The sequence below is a fragment of the Kitasatospora sp. NPDC097605 genome (assembly GCF_040302725.1).
Classification (GTDB): Bacteria; Actinomycetota; Actinomycetes; order Streptomycetales; family Streptomycetaceae; genus Kitasatospora.
This window is the reverse complement of the sequence record NZ_JBEOSF010000012.1, coordinates 61874-87670: the sequence shown is the minus strand read 5'-3', so window position 1 is coordinate 87670 and position 25797 is coordinate 61874. Positions and strand designations below refer to the sequence as shown.

Annotated in this window: 24 protein-coding genes; 19 read left to right on the top strand and 5 right to left on the bottom strand. The window is 74.8% G+C overall.

From position 1 onward, the window contains the following. Position 1 precedes the first annotated feature (1 nt). Both ABTX81_RS16100 and ABTX81_RS16095 read right to left on the bottom strand, forming a co-directional pair. Positions 2 to 1000, bottom strand: coding sequence for a ketopantoate reductase family protein (locus ABTX81_RS16100; protein ID WP_350545269.1), 999 nt, complete (start codon positions 998 to 1000; stop codon positions 2 to 4). A gap of 102 nt (positions 1001 to 1102) precedes the next feature. Then, positions 1103 to 2008, bottom strand: coding sequence for a polysaccharide deacetylase family protein (locus ABTX81_RS16095; protein WP_350545267.1), 906 nt, complete (start codon positions 2006 to 2008; stop codon positions 1103 to 1105). Positions 2009 to 2281: 273 nt separating this feature from the next. On the opposite strand from ABTX81_RS16095, the gene ABTX81_RS16090 reads away from it, so the two are divergent. The 3 genes from ABTX81_RS16090 (at position 2282) to ABTX81_RS16080 (ending at position 4288) form a co-directional block, all read left to right on the top strand. Beyond that, complete coding sequence (locus ABTX81_RS16090; RefSeq protein WP_350545266.1) at positions 2282 to 3169, top strand: SAM-dependent methyltransferase; 888 nt, start codon at positions 2282 to 2284, stop codon at positions 3167 to 3169. Beyond that, entirely contained in the window at positions 3166 to 3711 is a 546-nt protein-coding gene (locus tag ABTX81_RS16085; RefSeq protein WP_350545264.1) for an HD domain-containing protein, read from the top strand. The genes ABTX81_RS16090 and ABTX81_RS16085 overlap by 4 nt, the downstream gene beginning before the upstream one ends. 67 nt (positions 3712 to 3778) lie before the next feature. Continuing rightward, positions 3779 to 4288, top strand: coding sequence for an FBP domain-containing protein (locus ABTX81_RS16080; protein ID WP_350545261.1), 510 nt, complete (start codon positions 3779 to 3781; stop codon positions 4286 to 4288). 63 nt (positions 4289 to 4351) lie between these two features. Here the strand turns inward: ABTX81_RS16080 and ABTX81_RS16075 are convergent, their stop codons facing one another. From ABTX81_RS16075 to ABTX81_RS16065, 3 genes are all read right to left on the bottom strand, one after another. Next, the gene (locus ABTX81_RS16075) at positions 4352 to 4603 is read right to left on the bottom strand and encodes a hypothetical protein (protein WP_350545258.1); all 252 of its coding nucleotides are present in this window, start codon (positions 4601 to 4603) and stop codon (positions 4352 to 4354) included. Between the two features lie 149 nt (positions 4604 to 4752). Beyond that, on the bottom strand, positions 4753 to 5130 hold the full coding sequence (locus tag ABTX81_RS16070; RefSeq protein WP_350545256.1) for an RNA-binding S4 domain-containing protein: 378 nt from the start codon (positions 5128 to 5130) through the stop codon (positions 4753 to 4755). Positions 5131 to 5193: 63 nt separating this feature from the next. Further along, the gene (locus ABTX81_RS16065; RefSeq protein WP_350545253.1) at positions 5194 to 5598 is read right to left on the bottom strand and encodes a VOC family protein; all 405 of its coding nucleotides are present in this window, start codon (positions 5596 to 5598) and stop codon (positions 5194 to 5196) included. 105 nt (positions 5599 to 5703) lie between these two features. Between ABTX81_RS16065 and ABTX81_RS16060 the strand changes: the two genes are divergently transcribed. The 16 genes from ABTX81_RS16060 to cobT all read left to right on the top strand — a co-directional run bounded on the left by ABTX81_RS16060 (position 5704) and on the right by cobT (position 25711). Then, entirely contained in the window at positions 5704 to 6924 is a 1221-nt protein-coding gene (locus ABTX81_RS16060) for a methyltransferase (RefSeq protein ID WP_350545250.1), read from the top strand. A 100-nt stretch (positions 6925 to 7024) separates the two neighbouring features. Then, positions 7025 to 8053 carry an N-acetyl-gamma-glutamyl-phosphate reductase gene (gene argC, locus ABTX81_RS16055; RefSeq protein ID WP_350545247.1) on the top strand — a complete coding sequence of 343 codons (1029 nt, stop codon included), beginning with the start codon at positions 7025 to 7027 and terminating at the stop codon, positions 8051 to 8053. Further along, the gene (gene argJ / locus ABTX81_RS16050; protein ID WP_350545244.1) at positions 8050 to 9222 is read left to right on the top strand and encodes a bifunctional glutamate N-acetyltransferase/amino-acid acetyltransferase ArgJ; all 1173 of its coding nucleotides are present in this window, start codon (positions 8050 to 8052) and stop codon (positions 9220 to 9222) included. The genes argC and argJ overlap by 4 nt, the downstream gene beginning before the upstream one ends. An 88-nt stretch (positions 9223 to 9310) precedes the next feature. Continuing rightward, positions 9311 to 10186 carry an acetylglutamate kinase gene (gene argB, locus ABTX81_RS16045; RefSeq protein ID WP_350545592.1) on the top strand — a complete coding sequence of 292 codons (876 nt, stop codon included), beginning with the start codon at positions 9311 to 9313 and terminating at the stop codon, positions 10184 to 10186. Continuing rightward, positions 10183 to 11391 carry an acetylornithine transaminase gene (locus tag ABTX81_RS16040; RefSeq protein WP_350545240.1) on the top strand — a complete coding sequence of 403 codons (1209 nt, stop codon included), beginning with the start codon at positions 10183 to 10185 and terminating at the stop codon, positions 11389 to 11391. The genes argB and ABTX81_RS16040 overlap by 4 nt, the downstream gene beginning before the upstream one ends. A 17-nt stretch (positions 11392 to 11408) precedes the next feature. Beyond that, on the top strand, positions 11409 to 11957 hold the full coding sequence (locus ABTX81_RS16035; protein WP_350545237.1) for an arginine repressor: 549 nt from the start codon (positions 11409 to 11411) through the stop codon (positions 11955 to 11957). Between the two features lie 152 nt (positions 11958 to 12109). Further along, positions 12110 to 13303, top strand: a complete 1194-nt coding sequence (locus ABTX81_RS16030) for an argininosuccinate synthase (protein WP_350545232.1) — start codon at positions 12110 to 12112, stop codon at positions 13301 to 13303. Between the two features lie 81 nt (positions 13304 to 13384). Then, positions 13385 to 14818, top strand: coding sequence for an argininosuccinate lyase (argH, locus tag ABTX81_RS16025; protein WP_350545227.1), 1434 nt, complete (start codon positions 13385 to 13387; stop codon positions 14816 to 14818). A 144-nt stretch (positions 14819 to 14962) separates the two neighbouring features. Continuing rightward, on the top strand, positions 14963 to 15247 hold the full coding sequence (locus tag ABTX81_RS16020; RefSeq protein ID WP_350545223.1) for an RNA polymerase sigma factor: 285 nt from the start codon (positions 14963 to 14965) through the stop codon (positions 15245 to 15247). Between the two features lie 341 nt (positions 15248 to 15588). After that, entirely contained in the window at positions 15589 to 16089 is a 501-nt protein-coding gene (locus tag ABTX81_RS16015; RefSeq protein WP_350545219.1) for a GNAT family N-acetyltransferase, read from the top strand. A gap of 550 nt (positions 16090 to 16639) precedes the next feature. After that, the gene (locus tag ABTX81_RS16010; RefSeq protein WP_350545215.1) at positions 16640 to 17680 is read left to right on the top strand and encodes a methionine ABC transporter ATP-binding protein; all 1041 of its coding nucleotides are present in this window, start codon (positions 16640 to 16642) and stop codon (positions 17678 to 17680) included. Continuing rightward, entirely contained in the window at positions 17677 to 18423 is a 747-nt protein-coding gene (locus tag ABTX81_RS16005; RefSeq protein ID WP_350545211.1) for a methionine ABC transporter permease, read from the top strand. Before ABTX81_RS16010 ends, ABTX81_RS16005 begins: the two co-directional genes overlap by 4 nt. Before the next feature lie 58 nt (positions 18424 to 18481). Further along, the gene (locus ABTX81_RS16000) at positions 18482 to 19312 is read left to right on the top strand and encodes a MetQ/NlpA family ABC transporter substrate-binding protein (protein ID WP_350545207.1); all 831 of its coding nucleotides are present in this window, start codon (positions 18482 to 18484) and stop codon (positions 19310 to 19312) included. 205 nt (positions 19313 to 19517) lie between these two features. Next, positions 19518 to 20156, top strand: coding sequence for a GNAT family N-acetyltransferase (locus ABTX81_RS15995; RefSeq protein WP_350545203.1), 639 nt, complete (start codon positions 19518 to 19520; stop codon positions 20154 to 20156). A gap of 134 nt (positions 20157 to 20290) precedes the next feature. After that, a complete protein-coding gene (gene cbiE, locus ABTX81_RS15990; protein WP_350545200.1) occupies positions 20291 to 21595 on the top strand; it encodes a precorrin-6y C5,15-methyltransferase (decarboxylating) subunit CbiE in 1305 nt (434 codons plus the stop codon). A 504-nt stretch (positions 21596 to 22099) separates the two neighbouring features. Then, complete coding sequence (gene cobT / locus ABTX81_RS15985; RefSeq protein WP_350545197.1) at positions 22100 to 25711, top strand: nicotinate-nucleotide--dimethylbenzimidazole phosphoribosyltransferase; 3612 nt, start codon at positions 22100 to 22102, stop codon at positions 25709 to 25711. Positions 25712 to 25797 lie beyond the last annotated feature (86 nt).

Here is a 25797-nt window from a genome sequence, read left to right as displayed (position 1 = left end):
CTCAGAGCGCGGTGAGCGCCGCCAGCTCCCGATCGGTCAGCGAGCCCGGCGCCCGGCCGGTGCGGGCGAACTCCCCGGCCAGGCGCTGCAGCGCCTCGTTGAGCGGCGCCGCCACCCCGTGCAGCCGGGCCAGCAGCGCGATCTCGCCGTTCAGGTGGTCCGCCTCGATCGAGCCGGTGCCGCGCGCCAGGCTCTGCCAGGACGACGAACCGCTCCGCCGCTCGCCGTCCACCGGCGCCAGCCGCAGCGACTCGCGCACCGCGCGGGCCTGCTCGGCCGGGTCCCGGTGGGCGATGCCGGCGGCCGCCAGCACCGCCGCGCCCTCGGCGCCCACCCGCTCCTGCAGCGCCCGCAGCGCCTCGTCCCCGCGCTGTCCGGCCACCGCGTCCAGCGCGTTGCCGAGGTTGCCGAGCAGCTTGGCGTACTTCCAGCTCATCACGTCGGCCTCCACCGGGGCGTTGAAGCCCGAGGCGCCGAGGTCGGCGGCGATCGCGGCGGCCCGCGGCCCGCCGGTGCCCGACGGGTAGCCGCCCAGCCGCAGCACCCCGCTCACCGGCGTGCCGCCGGCGCTCACCCGGCCCGGCGCCAGATGGGTGGACGGCATCCACACGCACATCGCCAGCACCTCGCGGAACAGCCGCAGCGCGAGCCGCTCGTTCTCCACCCCGTTCTGCGCGCACACCAGCGGCAGCCGCTCGGCGGCCGTCCCGCCCCCGGCCACCGGGCACGGCGCCCACGCGGCGAGCGCGGCGGCGGTGTCCTGCGTCTTCACGGCGAGCACCAGGACGTCGTCCGCCCGCAGCTCCACCTCCGGCGGACCGCCGGCCGCCGGGATCCGCAGCGTCCGCACCCCCTCCGGGGTGCCGAACCGCAGGCCCTCCGCGCGCAGCGCCGCCAGGTGCGCGCCGCGCGCCACCAGGACCACCTCGTGCCCGCCCTCGTGCAGCCGGGCACCGATCGTGCCGCCCACCGCACCCGCCCCGATGATGATGTACCGCATCCCCGAAGCATGCCACGGGCACCGGGGGCGTCCGAGGGCTCCCGCCGGACGCGCGACGCCGGGCCACGCGCGCTCCGGCCCGGCGGCCCCCGTGCCCCGGCGTCAGGCGAAGAGGCGGCTCGCGGTCACCGGGGTGAGGCCGGCCTTGCCGAGGCCGTCGAGGATGCCGGGCAGCGCGTCGACCGTGCAGCGGTGGCCCAGGTGCAGGGCGACCACCGAGCCGCCGCGCACCGAGCCGAGCACCCGGCGCTGCAGCTCGGCGGCGTTCGGGTCGGCGTAGTCGCGCGGGTCCACGTCGAAGGAGAGCACGTGCTCGTACCCGACCGCCTTCGCCTGCTCCCGCACCATCGGCGTCGCGTACTGGGCGGCCGACGGGCGGAACCAGCGGCCGATCGAGCCGGTGAGCCGCTGCAGCCGCTCCGCGCACTGGGCGATCTCGGCGCGCGCCCGGTCCGGGGCCATGGTGGAGATGTTCTGGTGGTTCTGGGTGTGGTTGCCCAGCTCGTGGCCGCCGTCCAGGATCCGCCGGGCCATCTGCGGCTGCTGGTCCAGCCAGCTGCCGACGACCATCACGGTGAGTCCGACCCCGCGCCGCTCGGCGATCTCCAGCAACGCGGTGGCGAGCGCCGGGTCACCGCTGCCGTGGAAGGTCAGCGCGACACCGCGGCCGTTGCGCGGCCCGTTCGCGACCTCCACCGGGGTGCCGGGCGCCAGCGGCGGCAGCACCGGCGGGGCGGGCGGCGCGGTGGCGGCGGCCGCGACGGCGGCGGGCGGGTCGGAGGGGGCGGCCGTCGCCGCGTCGGGCGCCGGGGAGGCCGGCCCCTCGCCGCCGGGCCAGGCCGGGTCCACGGTGCCCGACGGGTCCGGCGACGCCGGGCGGACGGCGAACGCCCCCGGATCGGTCCGGCGGCGGCCGGGGTCGCCGCAGGCGGTGAACAGGCCGCCGACGGCGGTGAGGGCGGCCAGTTTGACGGTGGTGCGCAGGACGGTGCGCCGGTCGGCAGTCATCGGCAGCCAGCATAGAGACGGCGCCGGCCGGCGGCGACCGCCGGACAGGTCCGGCCCGGGCCCTCCCGGACCGGTCGTTGACGTGCACACACACCATGGTTCGGATGCTGCGGAAACCTGAACTTCCGCTGTTTCCAAGGCATGTCGTCGGTTACGATCACGGCGCACCGTGCGGTGGGGGCCGCCATCGGCCGCCCGCCGGTCGCGGGGCAGGGGACAGGAACCGTCCGGCAGCACGGACTCCGGACACCGCGGACACCAGGGGGCGGCAAGATGGGCGAGGACAGCACGGTGGCGCGCGGCGTCACCGGCACCGACTGGGAGTGGGCGCGCGCCGACGACTGGCAGCCGCCGACCGAGCTCGACACCGGGGTCCCGCACACGGCCCGGATGTACGACTACTACCTCGGCGGCAAGGACAACTTCGAGGCCGACCGCAAGGCCGCCGAGGCCGCCATCGCCGCCTACCCGGCGCTGCGGCTGCTGGCCCGCACCAACCGCGAATTCCTCGGCCGAGCGGTCGAGTTCGCGGCCGGCCGGGGCATCCGGCAGTTCGTCGACATCGGCACCGGCATCCCCGCCATCGGCTCCACCAGCGAGGTCGCCCGCCGGGTCGCCCCGGACGCCCGGGTCGTCTACGTCGACAACGACCCGATCGTGGCCACCCATGCGCGCGCCCTGCTCGCCGGCCACCCGTCCGGGCACACCTCGGTCATCGAGGCGGACCTGCGCGAGCCCGAGGCGATCCTCGCCCACCCCGCGCTGCGCGCCGCCGTGGACCTCGGCGAGCCGGTCGCCCTGATGCTGGTCGCCGTCCTGCACTTCATCCGCGACGAGGACGGCGCCGAGCGGATCGTCCGCACCCTGCGCGACGCGCTCGCTCCCGGCAGCGCGCTGATCCTCTCGCACGGCAGCCCCGACTTCGCCTCGCGGGAGAGCGCCGCCGAGGGCACCCGGGTCTACCGCAGCGCCAGCGCCCCGCTGGTGCTGCGCCCGCGGGCGGCCGTCGAACCCTTCTTCGGCGACTTCGAGTTCGCCGGGCCCGGCCTCGTCCAGCTCCCGCTCTGGCGCCCCGACGCCGGCCACGTCCGCACCGGCGACCTCCCCGAGGGCTGGCAGGACGTCTCGGCCTACGCCGGCGTCGCCTTCAAGCGCGCGTGAGCGCGGACCTCCCGCCGCTGCCCGGGCCCGCGGCCGACCTGCTCGCCGCCGTCGGCGCCCCGCCCCGGCTGACCGCCCACCTCTCGCTGGTCCACGAGGTCGCCCGGGCGATCGTCGAGTGGTGCGCCGGGTACGGGGTGCCGGTGGACCGGGAGGCCGTGCTGTTCGGCGCCGCCACCCACGACATCGGCAAGGTCGTCCACCGCGAGGAGCTCTCCGTCCCCGGCTCGCTGCACGAGCGGGCCGGGTACGAGCTGCTGCTCGCCCGCGGCGTGCCGGAGCGGCTGGCGCGCTTCGCCGGCACCCACGGCAGCTGGGGCGCGCCGGGGATCACCCTGGAGGACCTACTGGTCAGCCTGGCCGACAAGGCCTGGAAGGACAGCCGGGTGCGCGACCTGGAGGACGTGGTGGTGGCCCGCCTCGCGCGGGCGGCCGGGCGGGAGAGCTGGGAGGTGTTCTCCGACCTCGACGAGCTGCTGGCCGGGATCGGCGCCGACGCCCCGCACCGGCTCGCCGTCCAGGCGGTCCACCCGGTGGACTGAGCGCGCCGCGCCCGTACGGGGAAAAACCGGGCGACGGGCGCGGCCGGGCGGTGTTAGCTTGCCGGACATGCGAGCGCTGACCGATCCCGAGATCCGTGCGTCCTTCGTCAACTGTTCCAAGGGCGAGGCGCGGCGGCTGAACCTGCCCCGGGGCCTGGCCGAACTCCCCTGGGAGGACCTCGACTTCCTCGGCTGGCGGGACCAGGGCGCGCCCGACCGGGCCTATCTGGTGGCCGAGCACCGCGGCGACCTGGTCGGCGTCACCCTGCGGGTGCCCTCGTTCCGGCGCAGCATGACCAAGACCAACGTCTGCTCGCTGTGCATCACCGCCCACGCGGGCTCCGGGGTCGCGCTGCTCACCGCCCGCCGGGCCGGTGCGGCGGGGCGGGAGGGCAACACCGTCGGCACCTACATCTGCGCCGACCTCGCCTGCTCGCTCTACGTACGCGGGCGCCGGACGTCCGCCTCGGTCACCCGGCCCGACGCCTCACTCCCGCTGGAGGAGCAGATCGCGCGCACGGTGGCCAACCTGGACACCTTCCTGACCCAGGTCCGCACCGACACCCTGGCCGCCTGAGCGGCGCGGTTCCCGCCTGCCGGCCCGGCGGCCGAGCGCCCCGCCGGGCCGTCCGCGACGCGGTCAGGCCCAGATGGAGAGCCGGGCCGTGAAGGGGGAGAAGTCGAGGACGTCGCAGAAGTACGAGACCGCCTGGCCCCGGGCCACATAGGCCTTGCCGGCGGCGTGGCACGCGTCACCGCTCGGGTACATGCCGACGTAGACGTAGCCGGTGGTCCTGGTCGTCGAGGCCTGGGCGGCCGGGGCGGCCAGCAGCCCGCCCGCCGCGAGCAGGCCGGCCAGAACCATGGTGGAGACCGCCTTGCGCATGGCCATGCCGGTGCCTTCCTTCTTCGGACACGAGCGCCGGACTGCCCGCCCGGTGCTTCGTGGCGAGCCTCCTCCGCCTCCCGGACCCACGGCAATGGTCGAGACCAATTCGGCAGGAAGCTGCCGTGGCCTTGCGGGACGCCGCGCCGGGCGGGTCACCGGCCGCCGCGCAGGCCGTCCAGTTCGCGGCGGTCGCGCTTGGTCGGCCGCCCGGCGCCCCGGTCCCGCACGCCCGGCGCGGCGACGAACTCGCGCGCCGGTGGCGGCGGGCTGTTGTCGACCAGGCACTCCGCGGCGACCCCCGCGCCGACCCGCTTGCGGATCAGCTTGGTCACCACGACGACCCGCTCCCACCCCTCCAGGCGCACCCGGACCTCGTCACCCGGCTTCAGCGCCTGCGCCGGCTTGGCCCGCTCGCCGTTGACCCGCACGTGCCCGGCCTTGCACGCCGCCGCCGCGGCCGAGCGCGTCTTGGCCAGCCGCACCGACCAGATCCAGGCGTCCACCCGGACGCTTCCCTTGTCTTCGACCATCCTCCGAGCCTAAGGCCTGCGGCCCGACGCCCCAGGCCCGAGGCCCGCGGCGGGCTCGTCCGGTCAGCGCCGGCCGGGCGCCTCCTGGACGGCCCAGCCGTTGCCGTCGGGATCGCTGAAGAAGACGAACGAGTTCCACAGCTCGCCCCGCCCGTCCACCCGGTCACCGTCCTCGAAGTGCTGCACCGGGCTCACCTCCACACCCCGCGCCGCCAGCTCCGCGTGCGCGCGGTCAATGTCCGGCACCACCAGCTGCAGCCCCTTCAGCGAACCGGGCGGCGCCTCGGTCAGCCCGGTCCCCACCACGATCGAGCAACTGGAGCCGGGCGGCGTCAGCTGCACCACCCGCACCCCGTCCCGGATCCGGCTGTCGTGGTCGACGGTGAAACCGGCCTGTTCCTCGTAGAAGAGCTTCGCCCGGTCGACGTCCGCCACCGGGACCACCACCACCTCGAGCTTCCAGTCCATGGCTTCGCCCCTTCCGTCGGGCCCTCCCAGTATCGGCCGCCGCCCCGGTCCGCGCGCGGGCGCCGGTCGGCCGGCCCGGGCGCCGGTCGGCTAGCCTGGGCGGCGATGAACCAGCTCGCCACCGCCGCCGCGACCCCCTTCCCGACCCCGTGGGGCACCCTCGGCCTCACCCGCTACCCGGAGGACCCGCGCGAGCGGCTGCGCGCCTGGGACGCCGCCGACGAGTACCTGATGCGGCACCTGGCCGGGGAGAGCGACTCCGCCGAGGGCGGGCCCACCGCCCTGGCCGGCCGTGCCGTCACCGTCCTCGGCGACCGCTGGGGCGCGCTCACCACCGCCCTCGCCACCGCCCCCGCCGGGCAGGCACCCGCGCGGATCACCCAGATCAGCGACTCCCACCTCGCCCAGCGCGCCACCGCGGCCAACCTCGCCCGGGCCGGCGCCGACCCCGCCGCGGCCCGCCTGCTCACCACCCGCGACACCCCGCCCGGGCGGACCGACGTGCTGCTGGTGCGCGTCCCCAAGAGCCTCGCCCTGCTGGAGGACCAGCTGCACCGGCTCGCCCCGGCCCTCCACCCGGACACCGTGGTCCTCGGCACCGGCATGACCACCGAGATCCACACCTCCACGCTGCGGCTCTTCGAGCGGATCCTCGGCCCCACCCGCACCTCGCTCGCGGTCCGCAAGGCCCGGCTGATCCTCTGCACCCCCGACCCGGCGCTGGAGCCCGGCCCCAACCCCTGGCCGCACCGCTACGCCCTGCCCGGCGGCATCGGCCCCGCCTCCGGGCGCACCGTGGTCAACCACGCCGGCACCTTCTGCGCCGACCGCCTCGACATCGGCACCCGCTTCCTGCTCGCCCACCTGCCCACCGCCGCCCCCGGCGCCCGCATCGTCGACCTCGGCTGCGGCAACGGCGTGGTCGGCACCGCCGCCGCCCTCGCGGCCCCCGGCGCCGAGCTGGTCTTCGTCGACGAGTCCCACCAGGCCGTCGCCTCCGCCGAGGAGACCTTCCGCGCCAACCTCGGCCCGGACGCCCCCGCCGAGTTCCTCACCGCCGACGCGCTGGGCGACGCGGGCCTGCCGGCCGGCTCGGTGGACCTCGTCCTCAACAACCCGCCGTTCCACTCCCACCAGGCCACCACCGACGCCACCGCCTGGCGGATGTTCACCGGCGCCCGCCGCGCGCTGCGCCCCGGCGGCGAACTGTGGGTGGTCGGCAACCGCCACCTCGGCTACCACGTCAAGCTCCGCCGGCTGTTCGGCAACTGCCGCACGGTCGCGGGCAATCCGAAGTTCGTGGTGCTCAAGGCCGTCAAGCGCTGAGCGGCCCGCCGAGGCCGAACCCGGCAGGCGGCCCTGCGCATACTCCTTGCATGAATGTTCCGTACTGCGTATATTCATGCCACGACGAAGGAGGAACGCCATGGCATTGCGAGTCGCCGTCGCCGGCGCGAGCGGATACGCGGGCGGTGAGGTGCTGCGCCTGCTGCTCGGCCACCCGGAGGTGGAGATCGGGGCGCTGACCGGCGGCTCGAACGCGGGCACCCGGCTGGGGCTGCTCCAGCCGCACCTGCTGCCGCTGGCCGACCGGGTCCTGGAGCCGACCACCCCGGAGGTGCTGGCCGACCACGACGTGGTGTTCCTGGCGCTGCCGCACGGCCAGTCCGCCGCCGTCGCCGAGGCGCTCGGCGGGAACGTGCTGGTCGTCGACTGCGGCGCCGACTTCCGGCTCAGGGCCGCCGCCGACTGGGAGCAGTTCTACGGCTCCGCGCACGCCGGCACCTGGCCCTACGGCCTGCCCGAGCTGCCCGGCCACCGCGCCGCGCTCAAGGGCAGCAACCGGATCGCCGTCCCCGGCTGCTACCCGACGGCCGTCTCGCTGGCGCTGTTCCCCGCCTACGCGGCCGGCCTGGCCGAGCCCGAGGCGGTGATCGTCGCCGCCTCCGGCACCTCCGGCGCCGGCAAGGCCGCCAAGACCCACCTGCTCGGCAGCGAGGTGATGGGCAGCGTCAGCGCCTACGGCGTCGGCGGCGTCCACCGGCACACCCCGGAGATGTCCCAGAACCTCACCCCGCTCGCGGGCGAGCCGGTCACCGTCTCCTTCACCCCCACCCTGGTCCCGATGCCGCGCGGCATCCTCGCCACCTGCTCCGCCAAGGCGAAGCCCGGCGTGGGCGCCGAGGAGCTGCGGGCGGCCTACGCCGAGGCCTTCGCCGACGAGCCGTTCGTCCACCTGCTGCCCGAGGGCCAGTGGCCGCAGACCAGCAGCGTCTACGGCTCCAACGCCGCCCTGGTGCAGGTCGCCCTGGACGCGGCCGCCGGGCGGATCGTGGCGATCAGCGCGATCGACAACCTGGTCAAGGGCACCGCCGGCGGCGCGGTGCAGAGCATGAACATCGCCCTCGGCCTGCCCGAGGAGCTGGGCCTTCCCGTGAACGGAGTCGCACCGTGACCGACCACCAGAACGTCGGCGTCACCGCCGCCCAGGGCTTCCGGGCCGCCGGCGTCACCGCCGGGATCAAGGCCTCCGGCACCCCCGACCTCGCGCTCGTCGTCAACGACGGGCCCTCGCTCGCCGCCGCCGGCGTCTTCACCTCCAACCGGGTCAAGGCCGCCCCCGTGCTCTGGTCCGAGCAGGTCCTCAAGGGCGGCACCGTCTCCGCCGTCGTCCTCAACTCCGGTGGCGCCAACGCCTGCACCGGCCCGCTCGGCTTCCAGGACACCCACGCCACCGCCGAGAAGGCCGCCGCCGAGCTGGAGCTCAACGCCGGCGAGGTCGCCGTCGCCTCCACCGGCCTGATCGGCGTGCGGCTGCCGATGGACATCCTGCTGCCCGGCGTCACCACCGCCGCCGCCGCGCTCAGCGCCACCGGCGGCGAGCAGGCCGCGATCGCCATCAAGACCACCGACACCGTCCACAAGACCGCGCAGGTCACCAGCCCGTCCGGCTGGACCGTCGGCGGCATGGCCAAGGGCGCCGGCATGCTCGCCCCGGGCCTGGCCACCATGCTGGTGGTGCTCACCACCGACGCCGCGGTGGACGCCGCCGCGCTGGATGCCGCGCTGCGCGACGCCACCCGCACCACCTTCGACCGGATCGACTCCGACGGCTGCATGTCCACCAACGACACCGTGCTGCTGCTCGCCTCCGGCGCCACCGGCACCGTCCCGGAGGCGGCCGAGTTCGACGAGGCCGTCCGCACCGTCTGCGCCGACCTCGCCCGCCAGCTGATCGGCGACGCCGAGGGTGCCAGCAAGGACATCCGGATCGACGTCACCGGCGCCGCCACCGAGCAGGAGGCCGTCGACGTCGCCCGGGTGATCGGCCGCAACAACCTCCTCAAGTGCGCCATCCACGGCGAGGACCCCAACTGGGGCCGGGTGCTGGCGGCGATCGGCACCACCGACGCCGCCTTCGACCCCGACCGGCTGGACGTCGCCATCAACGGCGTCTGGGTCTGCCGCGACGGCAGCGTGGGGGAGGACCGCGACCTCGTCGACATGACCGGCCGCGAGGTCGTCATCACCGCGAACCTCAACGCCGGCGAGGCCGGGGCCACCCTGTGGACCAACGACCTCACCGCCGACTACGTGCACGAGAACAGCGCCTACTCCACCTGACAGCCGCCACCAGAGCCGGGGAAGCAGAACAGTGCAGATCGCACCCAAGGGCGAACAGGCCCGCAACAACACCGCGTTGCCCAAGGCCATGACGCTCATCGAGGCCCTGCCGTGGCTGGAGCGCTTCCACGGCAAGACCGTGGTGATCAAGTTCGGCGGCAACGCCATGGTCGACGAGGAGCTCAAGGCCGCCTTCGCCAAGGACGTCGTCTTCCTGCGCTTCGCCGGCCTGCACCCGGTCGTGGTGCACGGCGGCGGCCCGCAGATCAGCGCCCAGCTCGACAAGCTCGGCCTGGAGTCCTCCTTCACCAACGGCCTGCGGGTCACCACCCCCGAGACCATGGACGTGGTCCGGATGGTGCTCGCCGGCCAGGTGCAGCGCGAACTGGTCGGCCTGCTCAACCAGCACGGTCCGTTCGCGGTCGGCCTGACCGGCGAGGACGCCCACACCATGACCGCCGTCAAGCGGTACGCGGTGGTCGACGGCGAGCAGGTCGACATCGGCCTGGTCGGCGACATCGTCAACATCGAGGCCGGCGCGGTGAAGGGACTGATCGCCGACGGCCGCATCCCGGTGATCTCCTCGATCGCCCGCGGCGCCGACGGCCACGTCTACAACATCAACGCCGACACCGCCGCCTCCGCCCTCGCGGCCGCGCTCGGCGCCGAGATGCTCGTCGTCCTCACCGACGTCGAGGGCCTCTACAAGGACTGGCCGGACTCCGACGACGTGATCAGCCAGCTCGACGCCTCCGAGCTGGAGGAACTGCTGCCCACGCTGGCCAGCGGCATGCTGCCCAAGATGGAGGGCTGCCTGCGCGCCGTGCGCTCGGGCGTCGGCACCGCCCGCGTCCTGGACGGCCGGGTGCCGCACAGCCTGCTGCTGGAGATCTTCACCGACGAGGGCATCGGCACGATGGTCGTGCCCGACGACGAACCGACCGTGACCGGGGGACTCGCATGACTTCCAACGCCCAGCTCACCGAGCGCTGGCAGCACTCCTTCACCGACAACTACGGCACCCCCCGGATCCCGCTGGTCCGCGGCGAGGGCAGCAAGCTCTGGGACGCCGACGGCAAGGAGTACACCGACCTGCTCGGCGGCATCGCCGTCAACGCCCTCGGCACCGCCCACCCGGCCGTCGTCGAGGCCGTGAGCCGGCAGATCGCCACCCTCGGCCACGTCTCCAACCTGTTCATCGCGGAGCCCACCGTCGCCCTCGCCGAGCGGCTGCTGCGCCTGGACGGCCGCCCCGGCCGGGTGTTCTTCTGCAACTCCGGCGCCGAGGCCAACGAGGCCGCCTTCAAGATCGGCCGCCGCACCGGCCGCACCCACCTGGTCGCCCTCCAGGGCGGCTTCCACGGCCGCACCATGGGCGCCCTCGCGCTCACCGGCCAGCCCGCCAAGCAGGAGCCGTTCCGCCCGCTGCCCGGCGACGTCACCCACGTCCCGTTCGGCGACGTCGAGGCGCTGCGCGCGGCCGTCACCACCGAGACCGCCGCCGTCTTCCTGGAGCCGATCCAGGGCGAGAACGGCGCGATCCCGCTGCCCGACGGCTACCTGGCCGCCGCCCGCGAGATCACCCGCGCCACCGGCACCCTGCTGGTGCTGGACGAGATCCAGACCGGCGTCGGCCGCACCGGCCACTGGTTCGCCCACCAGGCCTTCGAGGGCATCGAGCCGGACGTCGTCACGCTCGCCAAGGCGCTCGGCGGCGGCCTGCCGATGGGCGCGGTGCTGGCCTTCGGCGAGGCGGCCGAGCTGCTCACCCCGGGCCAGCACGGCACCACCTTCGGTGGCAACCCGGTGGCCGCGGCGGCCGGCCTCGCGGTGCTCGACACCATCGAGTCCGAGGGCCTGCTGGAGCACGCCCGCAAGCTCGGCGAGCGGCTGCGGCACGGCGTCGAGGCGCTCGGCGACCCGCTGGTCTCGCACGTGCGCGGGGCCGGGATGCTGCTGGGCATCGTGCTCACCGAGCCGGTCGCGGCCGAGGTCCAGGCGGGCCTGCAGGAGGCCGGCTTCCTGGTGAACGCCGCGGTGCCGGACGCCGTGCGGCTCGCCCCGCCGCTGGTGCTCACCGAGCAGGAGGCGGACGCCTTCCTGGCGGCGCTGCCGGCCGTGCTGCGGGCCGTCCGGGAGGGCGCCCCGGACGATGCGAACCGCGCGTAGTCCGGGAGAATAATCACATGACCGTACCCAACTCTGAGCAGTCCGCCGCCGGCCCGACGCCGCAGGTCCCGCAGACCCGCACCGCGCGCCACCGGAGGATCGTGGACCTGCTCACCCGCCAGCCCGTGCGCTCGCAGAGCCAGCTCGCCAAGCTGCTCGCCGACGACGGACTCGTGGTCACCCAGGCCACCCTCTCCCGGGACCTGGACGAGCTGGGCGCGGTGAAGATCCGCAACCGGGACGGCGCGCTCATCTACGCCGTCCCCGCCGAGGGCGGCGACCGCACCCCGCGCGCGCCGATGGGGGAGTCCGCCACCGAGGGCCGGATGGCCCGGCTGGCCGGCGAGCTCATGGTCTCCGCCACCGCCTCCGGCAACCTGGTCGTGCTGCGCACCCCGCCGGGCGCGGCGCAGTTCCTCGCCTCGGCGATCGACCAGGCGGAGGTGTTCGAGATCATCGGCACCATCGCCGGCGACGACACCGTCCTGCTGATCAGCCGTGACCCGGCCGGCGGCCAGGCGCTCGCCGACCACCTGATGCAACTCGCCCAGGCGAAGGCGCAGTAGTCCCCGTTCCACCCCCTGTGGGCCCGGCTCCGGCCGGGCCCACAGGCGTCTCCGGAGGCCGTCCGGCCGTCGCGTTTTGAGTTTCATACGGAGTAGTGCATACTTATGCCTATCGCCGTAAGCCTGTTCGCACAGTTGTGAAGGAGAAAGCCGTGACCGAGCGCGTCGTACTCGCCTACTCGGGCGGTCTGGACACGTCCGTCTGCATCGGCTGGATCGCCGAGGAGACGGGCGCGGAGGTCATCGCCGTCGCCGTCGACGTCGGCCAGGGCGGCGAGGACCTGGACGTCATCCGCCAGCGGGCGCTGGACTGCGGTGCCGTCGAGGCCGAGGTCGCCGACGCCCGCGAGGAGTTCGCCGACGAGTACTGCCTGCCGGCCCTCAAGGCCAACGCCCTCTACCAGGGCGAGTACCCGCTGGTGTCCGCCCTCTCCCGGCCGGTCATCGTCAAGCACCTGGTCGCCGCCGCGCAGAAGCACGGCGCCACCACCGTCGCCCACGGCTGCACCGGCAAGGGCAACGACCAGGTCCGCTTCGAGGTCGGCATCAACTCCCTCGCCCCGGGCCTCAAGTGCATCGCCCCGGTCCGTGACTACGCGATGACCCGGGACAAGGCCATCGCCTTCGCCGAGTCCAAGGGCCTGCCGATCGCCACCACCAAGAAGTCCCCGTACTCGATCGACCAGAACGTCTTCGGACGGGCCGTCGAGACCGGCTTCCTGGAGGACATCTGGAACGCCCCGATCGAGGACGTCTACGAGTACACCCAGAACCCGGCCACCCCGCGCGAGGCCGACGAGGTGGTCATCACCTTCGAAGCCGGCGTCCCGGTCGCCGTCGACGGCCGCAAGGTCACCGTCCTGCAGGCCATCGAGGAGCTGAACAAGCGGGCCGGCGCCCAGGGCGTCGGGCGCCTCGACATGGTCGAGGACCGGCTGGTCGGGATCAAGTCCCGGGAGATCTACGAGGCCCCCGGCGCGATCGCCCTGATCACCGCCCACCAGGCGCTGGAGAACGTCACCGTCGAGCGCGAACTCGCCCGCTACAAGCGGCAGGTCGAGCAGCGCTGGGCCGAGCTGGTCTACGACGGCCTCTGGTTCTCCCCGCTCAAGCGCGCCCTCGACGGCTTCGTCAACGAGGCCAACCAGCACGTCTCCGGCGACATCCGGATGGTCCTGCACGGCGGCCGGGCCGTCGTCAACGGCCGCAAGTCCGAGCAGTCGCTGTACGACTTCAACCTCGCGACCTACGACACCGGCGACACCTTCGACCAGTCGATGTCCAAGGGCTTCATCGAGATCTTCGGCCTCTCCTCGAAGATCGCCGCCCGGCGCGACCTGGGCTGAGACCGCCCCGGCCCCGGCCGCACCCGGCCGGGGCCGCCCCTCCCCACCCCCCTCTTCCCGCACGTCAGCAAGGAGCCAGCGATGTCCGCCGACCACACCGCCTCCGGTGGCGACGTCCGCCTCTGGGGCGCCCGTTTCGCCGACGGCCCGTCCGAGGCCCTGGCCAAGCTCTCCGCCTCGGTGCACTTCGACTGGCGCCTCGCCCCCTACGACATCGCCGGCTCCAAGGCCCACGCCCGCGTCCTGCACAAGGCCGGCCTGCTGGACGACAGCGAACTCGCCGCGATGCACGACGGACTGGACCGGCTCCTCGCCGACGTCGAGGCCGGCACCTTCACCGGCACCGTCGCCGACGAGGACGTCCACACCGCCCTGGAGCGCGGCCTGCTGGAGCGCCTCGGCCCCGACCTCGGCGGCAAGCTGCGGGCCGGCCGCTCCCGCAACGACCAGATCGCCACCCTCTTCCGGATGTACCTGCGGGACCACGCGAAGACCATCGGCGGCCTGCTGCTCGACCTCCAGCACGCCCTGGTCGGCCTCGCCGAGGCCCACCCGGACACCGCGATGCCGGGCCGCACCCACCTCCAGCACGCCCAGCCCGTGCTCTTCGCCCACCACGTCCTCGCGCACGTGCAGGCCCTCGGCCGCGACGCCGAGCGGCTGCGCCAGTGGGACGCCCGCACCGCCGTCTCCCCGTACGGCTCCGGAGCCCTGGCCGGCTCCTCGCTCGGCCTCGACCCGCAGGCGGTCGCCGCCGACCTCGGCTTCGAGGGCGGCTCGGTCGGCAACTCCATCGACGGCACCGCCTCGCGCGACTTCGTCGCCGAATTCGCCTTCGTCACCGCGATGATCGGGATCAACCTCTCCCGGATCGCGGAGGAGGTGATCATCTGGAACACCAAGGAGTTCGGCTTCATCACGCTGCACGACGCCTTCTCCACCGGCTCGTCGATCATGCCGCAGAAGAAGAACCCCGACATCGCCGAACTCGCCCGCGGCAAGTCCGGCCGGCTCATCGGCAACCTCACCGGCCTGCTCGCCACCCTCAAGGCCCTCCCGCTCGCGTACAACCGCGACCTGCAGGAGGACAAGGAGCCGGTCTTCGACTCCTGCGACACCCTCGAGGTCCTGCTGCCCGCCTTCACCGGCATGATGGCCACCCTCACCGTCCACCGCGAGCGGCTCGAGGAGCTCGCCCCGGCCGGCTTCTCGCTCGCCACCGACATCGCCGAGTGGCTGGTCAAGCAGGGTGTGCCGTTCCGGGTGGCGCACGAGGTCGCCGGCGCCTGCGTCAAGGAGTGCGAGGCCCACGGCATCGAGCTCGCCGACCTGACGGACGCGCAGTTCGCCGAGATCTCCGAGCACCTCACCCCCGAGGTCCGCACCGTGCTCAGCGTGCACGGCGCGATCGCCTCCCGCAACGGCCGCGGCGGCACCGCCCCCAGCGCCGTCGCCGTGCAACTCGCCGAGGTCAAGGCCGACCTGGCCGCCCAGCAGCAGTGGGTCACCGGCTGACCATCAGGTCACCCGGTCACCCGGTCAACCCGGTCAACCCGGTCACCCGGGGGAGGGGCGCGGCGGACGAACCGCCGCGCCCCTCCCGCGCGCACGCCACCGGACGGCCGTGACCGGCCCGGCCCCCACCGGGTCAAGCACGGCATGCGCACCGACCACTCGCCCCGCCCCTCGGCCCCGGCCACCCCGTCCGCCCCGTCCGCCGAGGACGAGGTCCTCGCCGTCCTGCGCCGCCGCCTCGTCCGCGAGGCCGTCGCCGCCCTGCCCGGACGCTGCCCGCAGCTCGTCGCCGCCCTCGTCGAGGACCCGCCGCCCAGCTACCGCGAGCTCGCCCGCCGCCTCGGCATGCCGCGCGGCTCCATCGGCCCCACCCGCGCCCGCTGCCTGGCCTGCCTGCGGGTCCTGCTGCACACCGAGCGCCACGCCTGACCCGGCGCCCGCCGCCCTTCACCCCGTCGGACGTGACGCTCGCCACGTCCACCGCGGGCGCCGGGGGTGACCCTCGCCACGTCCGGCGGCCGCGAGGTTGAGACCAGCTGACGCGGGGGTAAGGCGCTGGCGAACGCCGCTCTTGACGGTGACGCGCCCGCCCCGATACTGACCGTGAGCGCGCCGCCGCCGGTACGGCCCCACCAGGGCCGTGCGGGCCGGTACGTTCGTGCGCCACCCCGGTCTGGGCGGATCCCCGGCCGGGACAACACCTCCGGCAGGGACTCGGTGCGACACCCTCACACCCGCGCGCCGGCACAAGGATGGGGAGGCCCCCGCACATGGGCATGAGCGTCATCATTTCGACCGCCGACACGGACGACGCGGAGCAGATCCTCAAGCTCCAGTACCTCGGCTACCAGAGCGAGGCCGAACTCTACGGGGACTGGGCCATCGAGCCGCTGACCCAGACCCTGGAGAGCCTGCGCGCCGAACTGACCGAGCAGCACGTCCTGGTCGCCCGTCTCGGCGAGGAGATCGTCGGCACCGTCCGCGGCCGGCTCGGCCCCGACGGCGTCGGCCGGATAGGGCGGCTGGTCGTCCACCCCCGGATGCAGCGCCACGGCCTCGGCGGCCGCCTGCTGGAAGCCCTCGAACAGCGCCTCGCCGAGGACGGCGCGGTGACCTCGTACCAGCTCTTCACCGGTCACCGCAGCCTCGGCAACCTGCGCCTCTACGCCCGCCAGGGCTACCGGCAGACCACCGTCGAACAGGTCAGCGGCCGGGTCAGCCTGGTGCACCTCGAGAAGCCCGCCGCCGCCCCGCTCGCCGCCACCGCCTGAACGCCCCGACCGCCCCGGTCCTCGTCGGCGCCGCCACCATCCGGACCCCCGGTGGCGGCGCCGAGCCGTATCGCCGCTGCTCAGCACGGTAGGTGTCCGCATTGCGGACAGCCCTCGCAAATAGTTGGGCGTACCCCGGCCCATCTGTTTTACTGGCTTACATGACTGCGACGACGAAATGGACCCCCACCGGCACACTGCCGGCAGGTGAGCGTGCCATGTGCCGTCGAATGTGTCACCGCTGAGGGCCACCGCCCCCGGCACCCGCTGAGAGTGCCTCCCCCTCGCGCCCCGAAGCGAGGATCCCGCGCCGCTCCCGTCCGTGCGAGCGCGCCCAGCCTGCCGCAACCCCCTTCTCCCGGCTGTCCGCCCGCCCGCGGACGCCGGTGACTCGTCGGGGCCGCGCCGTCGCGCGGTCCGCCCGCCCAGCGGCGACGATCAAGGGACGGCAGGTCCGCATCCCCCAGGCATGACGCCGTCCGCGTCGCCGACCGCAGCGCGGTCCGGCGGCCGCGCGCCGTCCGTCCGCCCCCGACCCACGGAAGCAGCTGTGATCACCACCACGGACCTCACCAAGGTCTACCGATCCCGCGGCCGCGAGGTGACCGCCCTCGCGGGCGTCGACCTCCACGTCCGCCCCGGCGAGGTCTACGGAGTCGTCGGCACCAGCGGCGCCGGCAAGTCCACCCTCATCCGCTGCGTCAACATGCTGGAGCGCCCCAGCTCCGGCACCGTCACCGTGGACGGCGTCGAACTCACCGCCCTCGCCGGCGGCGAGAACCGGGCCGGCAAGGAGCTGCGCGAGGCCCGCCGCCGGATCGGCATGGTCTTCCAGCACTTCAACCTGCTCGCCTCCCGGACCGTCCAGGAGAACGTCGAACTCCCGCTGGAGATCATCGGCCTGGACCGCACCGAGCGCCGCCGCAAGGCCGCCGAGCTCCTCGACCTGGTCGGCCTCGCCGACAAGGCCCGCAGCTACCCCGGCCAGCTCTCCGGCGGCCAGAAGCAGCGCGTCGGCATCGCCCGCGCCCTCGCCGGCGACCCCAAGGTGCTGCTCTCCGACGAGGCCACCTCCGCGCTCGACCCCGAGACCACCCGCTCCATCCTCAAGCTGCTGCGCGACCTCAACCAGCAGCTCGGCCTCACCGTGCTGCTCATCACCCACGAGATGGACGTCATCAAGTCCGTCTGCGACTCCGCCGCCCTGATGCGCGGCGGCCGGGTCGTCGAGTCCGGCGCGCTCACCGACCTGCTCGCCGAGCCCGACTCCGAGCTCGCCCGCGAACTCTTCCCGCTCGGCGAGTTCGGCACCGGCCACCCCGGCGCCACCGTGCTGGAGATCACCTTCCAGGGCGACACCCCCGCCCAGCCCTTCGTCTCCCAGCTCGCCCGCACCTACCAGATCGACATCAACATCCTCGGTGCCGCCGTCGAGACCATCGCCGGCCGCATGGTCGGCCGGATGCGGGTGGAACTGCCGGGCAGCCACCAGGACAACGTGGTGCCCATCGGCTTCCTGCGGGAGCAGGGCCTGCAGGTCGACGTCCTCGACGCCGCCCGCACCGCGAAGACGAACGGAGCGGGCGCATGACCTGGGACCAGATGCAGGAACTGATGGGGCCCGCCACCTGGGAGACCCTCCAGATGGTCGGCGCCGCCACCGTCGGCACCGTCCTGCTCGGACTGCCGCTCGGCGTGCTGCTGGTGCTCACCGACAAGGGCGGCCTGCTGCAGAACCGGCCCGTCAACAAGGTGCTCGGCGCCGCCGTCAACATCGCCCGCTCGGTGCCGTTCATCATCCTGATGATCGCCCTGATCTCCTTCACCCGCTGGCTGGTCGGCACCTCCATCGGCTGGGAGGCCGCGACCGTGCCGCTCACCATCGGCGCGATCCCCTTCTTCGCCCGCCTCGTCGAGACCTCCGTGCGCGAGGTCGACCGCGGCCTGGTCGAGGCCGTCCAGGCGATGGGCGGCTCCACCTGGACCATCGTGCGCAAGACGCTGATCCCCGAAGCCCTGCCCGGCCTGGTCGCCTCCGTCACCACCACGATCATCACCCTGATCAGCTACTCCGCCATGGCCGGCGCGGTCGGCGGCGGCGGCCTCGGCACCCTCGCCATCAACTACGGCTACTTCCGCTTCGAGACCGCGTTCATGTGGATCATCGTCGCCGAACTGGTGATCATCGTCACCGTCGTGCAGCTGCTCGGCGACTGGGCCGTCCGCTCCCTCGCCCACCGCGGCCGCGGCGGCGGCCGCACCCGCCTGCTCCGCCCGCGCGGCCGCGTCACCGCCGCCCCGGCCACCCCCGACGACGAGCTCGTCGCCCCCTAGACCTCCCGCGTCCGACCCCGGACCCGGCTCCCAGGTACCACGCAGAAAGGCACTTTTCGTGCGCAACGCCCTGAAGTTCACCAGCGTCCTCGCCACCGCCGGCATCGCCCTCTCCCTGGCCGCCTGCGGCAGCAACGGCGACTCGAAGTCCTCCTCGGACCCGAACGCGCCGCTCACCGTCGTCGCCAGCCCCACCCCGCACGGCCAGATCCTCAAGTACGTCAAGGACAACCTCGCGGACAAGGCCGGCCTCAAGCTCACCATCAAGGAGGTCACCGACTACGTGACCCCCAACACGGCGGTGCAGGACGGCTCGGCCGACGCCAACTACTTCCAGCACGTGCCGTACCTGGAGGACTTCAACAAGAAGCACGGCACCCAGATCGTCTCCGTCGAGACGGTCCACCTGGAGCCCCTCGGCCTCTACTCCAAGAAGGCCAAGGCCGTCGGCGAGATCAAGGACGGCGCCACCATCGGCCTGCCCAACGACGCCACCAACGAGGGCCGCGCGCTCAAGCTCCTCGCCGACAACAACCTGATCACCCTCAAGGACGGCGTCGGCACCGCCGCCACCCCCGCCGACGTCACCGGCAACCCGAAGAACCTCAAGTGGAAGGAGCTGGAGGCCGCCCAGCTGCCCCGCTCCGTCGACGACCTCGACGCCGCCGTCATCAACGGCAACTACGCCATCGATGCCGGCCTCAAGCCCACCAGCGACTCGCTCCTCCTGGAGAAGGCCGAGGGCAACCCCTACGCCAACATCCTCGCCGTGAAGCAGGGCAAGGAGAACGACCCCCGGGTCAAGAAGCTCGCCGAGCTGCTCCACTCGCCCGAGGTCAAGAAGTACATCGACGACACCTTCAAGGGCGCCGTCATCCCGGCGTTCTGATCCGACCCGGCCGCGCCGCCGACCCGTCCCGCCGGACCCCACCGGGCCCCCGCCGCAACCAGGCGGGGGCCCGGTCGGGCAGTATGCACCAGTGACGGTCCGACAGGCCCACATCTGACGTACCGTCGTCCGGTCCGTGCACCGCGTGACCACCCGGCACCGGCGAGGCGTACGGTGTGTCCACGACCCGGCGAGGAGAGACGGCATGGCAGCGAGCTTCCCCGAGACCGCCATCAGCACCGAACGGCTGCTGCTGCGCCCGCTTGCGGAGGACGACGCCCCCGGACTGGCCGCCATGATGGCCGACGAACTCGTCCTGGCCTGGACCGACCAGCCCCACCCCTTCACCGAGGCGCACGCCGCCGACCTGGCCCGCACCCTCGCCCCCGCCCACCGCGCCGCCGGCCACGGCATCGTCCTCGCCGTCACCGAACACCTCACCCAGCGCCTGGTCGGCCTCGTCGAACTCCGCAACACCGACTGGCGGCTGCGCTCCACCGAGATCGCCTTCATCACCGCCGCCTGGGCCCGCGGCGAGGGCTACGCCCCCGAAGCCGTCCTCGGCGTCGCCCAGTGGCTCTTCGAGGACCGCGGCTTCCTGCGGCTGGAACTGCGCACCGCCGCCGGCAACACCGCCGCCCAGCAGGTCGCCCAGAAGATCGGCGGCATCAGCGAGGGCGTGCTGCGCAGCGCCTGGATAGTCCGCGGGGAGTCCGGCGAGGCCGCCGGGGCGGACAGCCGCAGCGACCTCATCCTCTGGAGCCTGCTGCCCGAGGACCTGGAAACCCCCGAGGCCCCCGCCCCCGCCTGGGCCGGCGGCGACCGCTACGTCCTGCGCGACTGAACCCGTCGAGGCGGCTTCCCGCCGGGCACAGGTGTGCGAGATGTCCGCGCCGGGGGGATCACACCCGGTAGCCTCTGACCGGCGCCGGTGTGCGGCGCCGGACGGCGCACGGATGGCGAGGGAGACAGCCGCAGATGGCTGACCGGATCACGGTCATCGGGTGGGACGGCACACCACTGACCGAGGCCGCCGCCGCGGCCCTCGCCGCGGCCACCCTGGTGGCCGGCGCCCCCTACCAGCTCAAGGCCCTCCCGGTGCCGGCCGCCGCCGAACGCATCGCCCTCGGCAGCATCCAGCTCGCCGCCCGCCGGATCGCCGAACACCGAGGCGCCGCCGTCGTCATCGCGGAGGGCGACCCCGGCTTCTTCGGCGTCGTCCGCACCCTGCGCCGCCCCGAGTACGGCCTCGAACTCGAAGTCCTGCCCGCCGTCTCCTCCGTCGCCGCCGCCTTCGCCCGCGCCGGCATGCCCTGGGAGGACGCCCAGGTCGTCAGTGCCCACGGCGGACGGCTGCGCCGCGCCGCCAACGTCTGCCGCGCCCACCCCAAGGTCGCCGTCCTCACCGCCCCCGGCGCCGGCCCCAGCGAACTCGCCCTGATGCTCCACGGCGTCCACCGCACCTTCGTGGTCTGCGAAGCCCTCGGCACCCCCGACGAGGACATCACCGTCCTCACCTCCGACCGCGTCGCCGACCACATCTGGCGCGACCCCAATGTCGTCCTGGTGATCGGCGGGAGCAGCGCCGGCGGCCCCGGCGGCGGACCGCAGGGCGGCGGCGCCGGCGAAGCGGCCGGCTGGCTCGCCGGACGCCCCGTCGGCTACCCCGGCCCCGACCGCGGCTGGGCCCTGCCCACCGACACCTACACCGGCACCGGGCGCACGCCCGGCGCGACCGACACGCTCCCGGCGCATGTGCGCGCGCTCGTGCTCGCCCGCCTGGGCGCCCGCCCCGGCGACCTCGTCTGGTCCGTCGGCGCCGGCAGCGGCGCGCTCGCCGTCGAGGCCGCCCGTTTCGGCGCCGCCGTCGTCGCCGTCGAGGCCGACGGCTCCGCCTGCGCCCGCCTCGCCGTCAACGCCCGCCGCTACGGCGTCGAGGTCGAGACCGTCCACGGCCACGGCCCCGACGTCCTCGGCGAACTCCCCGAACCCGACGCCGCCGTGGTGGAGAACGGCGGCCCCGACGTCGTGCGCGCCGTGCTCTCCCGCCGCCCCGAGCGGATCGTCGCCGTCGCCCGCACCCTCGCCGAGGCCGAGGAGGTCCGCCGCACCATCGCCGACGCCGGCTACCGCGCCGACGGCGCGCTGCTCCAGTCCGCGCCGCTGCTCGCGCCCCCGGGCGCCCCCGGTGCCTCCGGCACGTCGGCCGCCGACGGCCACGGACTGCGCCTCGGCGTCGGCGACCCCGGCACCTTCCTGCTCTGGGGTGAGCAGAAAGCGTGAAGGCCCGGTGTCGATTCCGGCCGGAGCGCCGCGGGTGCCGGCACCGCCCGGCCGGCCCGGACGGTGATCCAGGTCGCATCCGGACACTGATTCGAGAGGCGGCGGCGCCGGGCCGGTAGTGTGGCGTCCGGGACGGCTGCGGCCTTCGCCGGCCCGCCCGACCCGGTCGGTTCGTCACCTTCCCGACGCGGTACGGACCGGTACGGCTCGAAGTGTGGGCAATTCGACGGGCCGCCCGCCGGACCTGGAGAATGCCGTAGGGTCCGGTGCGGTCGTACCGGTTGCCCCGGCTTGTCGTTGTTTCAGATGACGCACCGCCCGTCCCGGGTGGTACGCGGGCCGGGGTGCCGCAGCGCACCGGAAGGACTTCGGCCGCAGCGCCTCGGCGCGGCGGCCGTGTGTGGTTGAGGGGCGGGCCGGTGCAGGCCCGGCCCGTGCGGATGGGCGCTGCGGTCGGTGATCGCGTCGCCGAGGGCGCGGCAGCGGCCTGGAAGGAGCTTTGACATGACCGATGGCGGCCACGTCCCGAACGAGGGACTGCCGGAGCACCTGCTCGCCGGGCCCGACCCGCTCGGCGGCCCCGAGGGCGCCGCGGCCGTCGCACCCGGCGTCCCCACCCAGGGCGCCCCGCTCGGCGCGCCCGGATTCGCCGCCCCCGGCGACGGCTGGACGGTCGACCCCGGCGCCCAGCGCCCCGCCTTCCACTTCGTCGACCAGCCCGACGGCCTCGACGACGAGGACGACGTCCTGCTGATGCCCGGCCCGCAGGGCTCCTGGGGCGAGCCGGCCGCCGACCAGCAGACCCCGCCCGGCACCCCCGTCGAGCCGTCCTGGCCGCCGCTGGACCCGCCCGTGCTCGGCGCCGCCCACGGCACCGCGCCGGCCCAGGCCCCGCAGGCCGCGCCGCACGCCCAGCCCGCGCCCCAGACCGTCCCGGTCCAGGGCCAGGGACCCGAGGCGATGACGGCCGCTCAGCAGCCGCGCCGCCCGCTGCACGCCGGCCCGCCGATCCCGGACCCGTCGCTGATGACCGGCCAGGTCCCGGTCCGCTCCCTCGCCGACCGCGGCCCCTCCACCGGTGGCACGCCCGCCCACGGCATCCCGATCGTGCCGGCCGCCGTCCAGCCCGAGCAGCCGCCGGCCGCCGTCGCGGCTCCCGCTCCCGCGCCTGCTCCCGCGCCCGCCGTCCAGGCCGTGCCGGTCGCCCAGCCGGCCGAGGCCGCCGCAGCCCCGCCGGCCGCCGCGCCCGTCGCCCAGGCCCCGGCACCGGTGGAGGCCGCCGCGCCCGCCGCCGTGCCGGTCACGCCCGTCGAGACCGCCGTCGCGCCCGCCCCCGCCCCGGTCGCCGAGCCGGCCGTGGTGGCCCCGGAGGCCGTGGCCGTCGCCGAGGCCCCGGCCGTCGAGGCCGTCGCCGCGCAGCCGGTCGCGCCCGTCGGGACGCCCGAGACCGCCGAGCCGGCCGCCGGCCCCGCCGTCGACCCGGCCGCCGAGGCCCCGGTCGAGGCCGTCGTCGAGCAGCCCGCGCAGGGCGCCGACGCCGCCGTCGAGCAGGTGGCGGGGGAGGTCCCCGCCGACGGCCAGCCCGCCGCCCCGGGCGGCCAGCCGCGCCGCATCTCCGCCTTCCTCGCCGCGCCGACCCCGCACGGTCTGCCGCAGGTCGAGGCCGTCGACCCGGCCGCCCCGGCCGCCGTCGAGACGGAGGCGGAGCAGTCCGCCCCCATAGCGCCCACCGTCGACCAGGCCCCGGCCGAGGCCGCCGCGCCCGTCCCGGCCGAGCAGCCCGTCGCCGAGCCGGCCGAGCCGGTCGCCACCGAGCCCGTCGCCGAGCCGGTCGCGGAGGCCGTCGCCGAGCAGGCCGTCGAGCCCGTCGTGGAGCAGCCCGTCGCCGAGGCCCCGGCCGCCGAGCAGCAGCCCGCTGTCGAGGCCGTCGCCGAGACCGCGGTCGGCACCGGCGAGATGCCCTCGGGCCAGCCCGTAGCCGTCCCGGTCGCCGAGGCCGCCGCCCCCGCGGACGCCCCGGTCGCCGCCGAGCCGGTCGCGGAGGCCGTTGCCGAGCAGGCCGTCGAGCCCGTCGTGGAGCAGCCCGCCGCCGAGGCCTCGGTCGAGACCGCCGAGGCCCAGCCGGAGGCCGTCGCCGCCACGGACGCCACCGCTCCCGCGGAGGCCCCCGAAGCCGCCACCGAGCCCGCCGAGGTCACCGAGGCCCCCGAGGCCGAGGCCCCCGCCGAGGCCACCGAGCCCGCGGACGCTGCCGACGCCGTCGCCGAGCAGGCCGTCGAGCAGGCCGAGGCCGTCGAGCCCACCGAGGCCGTCGTCCCCGCCGAGGGCGCCGAGGCCGTCACCGAGCCCGCCGAACCGCGCGGCCCGGCCGCGCCCGGCTACGACGACGCCGGCCGCGAGGCCGTCCACCAGGTCATCCGCGAGCGCCGCGACATCCGCAACGGCTTCCGCCCCGACCCGATCCCGCACGAGGTGCTGATCCGCGTCCTGGAGGCGGCCCACACCGCCCCCAGCGTCGGCTACTCGCAGCCCTGGGACTTCGTGGTCATCCGCTCCGCGAAGACCCGCCGCAAGATGCACGAACTGGCCGAGCGCCAGCGCGAGGCGTACGCGGACTCGCTGCCCAAGGGCCGCGCGAAGCAGTTCAAGGAAATCAAGATCGAGGCGATCCTCGAGACGCCCGTCAACATCGTGGTCACCGCCGACCGCACCCGCGGCGGCCGGCACACCCTGGGCCGCCACACCCAGCCGCAGATGGCCCCGTACTCGGCCGCCCTCGCGGTCGAGAACCTCTGGCTGGCCGCCCGCGCCGAGGGCCTCGGCGTCGGCTGGGTGAGCTTCTTCGACGAGGAGGAGCTGGTCCGCGAGCTCGGCCTGCCCGAGCACCTGGAGGTCGTCGCCTACCTGTGCGTCGGCTTCGTCGACGCCTTCCCGGACGAGCCCGAGCTCCAGCAGCAGGGCTGGGCGAAGAAGCGCCCGCTGTCCTGGGTGGTCCACGAGGAGCAGTACGGCAACCGCGCCCTGCCGGGCGAGGACCCGAACAACCTGCTCTCGGAGACCCTGCGCGGCATCCGCCCGCTGGACGCCAAGGCGCTCGGCGAGGCCTGGGACCGCCAGAAGCGGATGACCAAGCCGGCCGGCTCGCTCGGCATGCTGGAGATCATCTCCGCCCAGCTGAGCGGCCTGTCCCGCAAGTGCCCGCCGCCGATCCCGGAGCCCGCCTGCGTCGCGGTCTTCGCCGGCGACCACGGCGTGCACGCCCAGGGCGTCACCCCCTGGCCGCAGGAGGTGACCGCCCAGATGGTCGGCAACTTCCTCGCCGGGGGAGCGGTGGTCAACGCCTTCGCCAAGCAGATCGGCACCGAGGTCTGCGTGGTCGACGTCGGCGTGGCCGCCGAGCTGCCGGACGCGATCCAGCAGGGCCGCACCACCGGTCTGCTGCCGCGCAAGGTCAAGCCCGGCACCGACGACATGACGCAGGGCCCCGCGATGACCCGCGAGGAGGCCCTCAAGGCGCTGGAGGTCGGCATCGAGACCGCCCGCGACCTGGTCGCGGCCGGCAACAAGGCCCTGGTCACCGGCGACATGGGCATCGCCAACACCACCGCCTCCGCCGCCCTGATCTCGGTGTTCACCGGCCTGGACCCCGCCGAGGTCACCGGCCGCGGCACCGGCATCGACGACGAGACGCACACCCGCAAGGTCGAGGTCGTCCGGGCCGCCCTGGCCCTGCACCAGCCCGACCCGGGCGACCCGATCGGCGTCCTCGCCGCCGTCGGCGGCCTGGAGCACGCGGCCCTCGCCGGCTTCCTGCTCGGCGCGGCCAGCCTGCGCACCCCGGTCATCCTGGACGGCGTGATCGCCGGCTCGGCCGCGCTCGTCGCCAAGGCGATCGCCCCCGAGGTGCTGGCCGCCTGCATCGCCGGCCACCGCTCCGCCGAGCCCGGCCACCAGGCCGCGCTGGCCAAGCTCGGCCTGCGTCCGCTGATCGACCTCGACCTGCGGCTCGGCGAGGGCACCGGCGCCCTGCTGGCCCTGCCGCTGGTGCAGAGTGCGGCCCGCGCGATGCACGATGTAGCCACCTTCGACTCCGCCGGGGTCACCGAGAAGGCCTGACGCTCGTCCGAACCGCTCCGCGTACCGGCCCGAGGGCGCGCCGGTGCGCGGAGCGGCGCAGCGCCGCACCCCCACACCCTCACCGA

What these genes read in the sequence shown, in the direction of transcription:
- ABTX81_RS16035 (WP_350545237.1), top strand. Translation starts at nt 11,409, where the DNA reads ATGACCGTACCCAACTCTGAGCAGTCCGCCGCCGGCCCGACGCCGCAG.
- ABTX81_RS16065 (WP_350545253.1), bottom strand. Translation starts at nt 5,598, where the DNA reads ATGGACTGGAAGCTCGAGGTGGTGGTGGTCCCGGTGGCGGACGTCGAC.
- argB (WP_350545592.1), top strand. Translation starts at nt 9,311, where the DNA reads ATGACGCTCATCGAGGCCCTGCCGTGGCTGGAGCGCTTCCACGGCAAG.
- ABTX81_RS16095 (WP_350545267.1), bottom strand. Translation starts at nt 2,008, where the DNA reads ATGACTGCCGACCGGCGCACCGTCCTGCGCACCACCGTCAAACTGGCC.
- cobT (WP_350545197.1), top strand. Translation starts at nt 22,100, where the DNA reads ATGACCGATGGCGGCCACGTCCCGAACGAGGGACTGCCGGAGCACCTG.
- ABTX81_RS16060 (WP_350545250.1), top strand. Translation starts at nt 5,704, where the DNA reads ATGAACCAGCTCGCCACCGCCGCCGCGACCCCCTTCCCGACCCCGTGG.
- argC (WP_350545247.1), top strand. Translation starts at nt 7,025, where the DNA reads ATGGCATTGCGAGTCGCCGTCGCCGGCGCGAGCGGATACGCGGGCGGT.
- ABTX81_RS16100 (WP_350545269.1), bottom strand. Translation starts at nt 1,000, where the DNA reads ATGCGGTACATCATCATCGGGGCGGGTGCGGTGGGCGGCACGATCGGT.
- ABTX81_RS15995 (WP_350545203.1), top strand. Translation starts at nt 19,518, where the DNA reads ATGGCAGCGAGCTTCCCCGAGACCGCCATCAGCACCGAACGGCTGCTG.
- ABTX81_RS16040 (WP_350545240.1), top strand. Translation starts at nt 10,183, where the DNA reads ATGACTTCCAACGCCCAGCTCACCGAGCGCTGGCAGCACTCCTTCACC.
- cbiE (WP_350545200.1), top strand. Translation starts at nt 20,291, where the DNA reads ATGGCTGACCGGATCACGGTCATCGGGTGGGACGGCACACCACTGACC.
- ABTX81_RS16015 (WP_350545219.1), top strand. Translation starts at nt 15,589, where the DNA reads ATGGGCATGAGCGTCATCATTTCGACCGCCGACACGGACGACGCGGAG.
- argH (WP_350545227.1), top strand. Translation starts at nt 13,385, where the DNA reads ATGTCCGCCGACCACACCGCCTCCGGTGGCGACGTCCGCCTCTGGGGC.
- ABTX81_RS16070 (WP_350545256.1), bottom strand. Translation starts at nt 5,130, where the DNA reads ATGGTCGAAGACAAGGGAAGCGTCCGGGTGGACGCCTGGATCTGGTCG.
- ABTX81_RS16020 (WP_350545223.1), top strand. Translation starts at nt 14,963, where the DNA reads ATGCGCACCGACCACTCGCCCCGCCCCTCGGCCCCGGCCACCCCGTCC.
- ABTX81_RS16090 (WP_350545266.1), top strand. Translation starts at nt 2,282, where the DNA reads ATGGGCGAGGACAGCACGGTGGCGCGCGGCGTCACCGGCACCGACTGG.
- ABTX81_RS16080 (WP_350545261.1), top strand. Translation starts at nt 3,779, where the DNA reads ATGCGAGCGCTGACCGATCCCGAGATCCGTGCGTCCTTCGTCAACTGT.
- ABTX81_RS16005 (WP_350545211.1), top strand. Translation starts at nt 17,677, where the DNA reads ATGACCTGGGACCAGATGCAGGAACTGATGGGGCCCGCCACCTGGGAG.
- ABTX81_RS16075 (WP_350545258.1), bottom strand. Translation starts at nt 4,603, where the DNA reads ATGGCCATGCGCAAGGCGGTCTCCACCATGGTTCTGGCCGGCCTGCTC.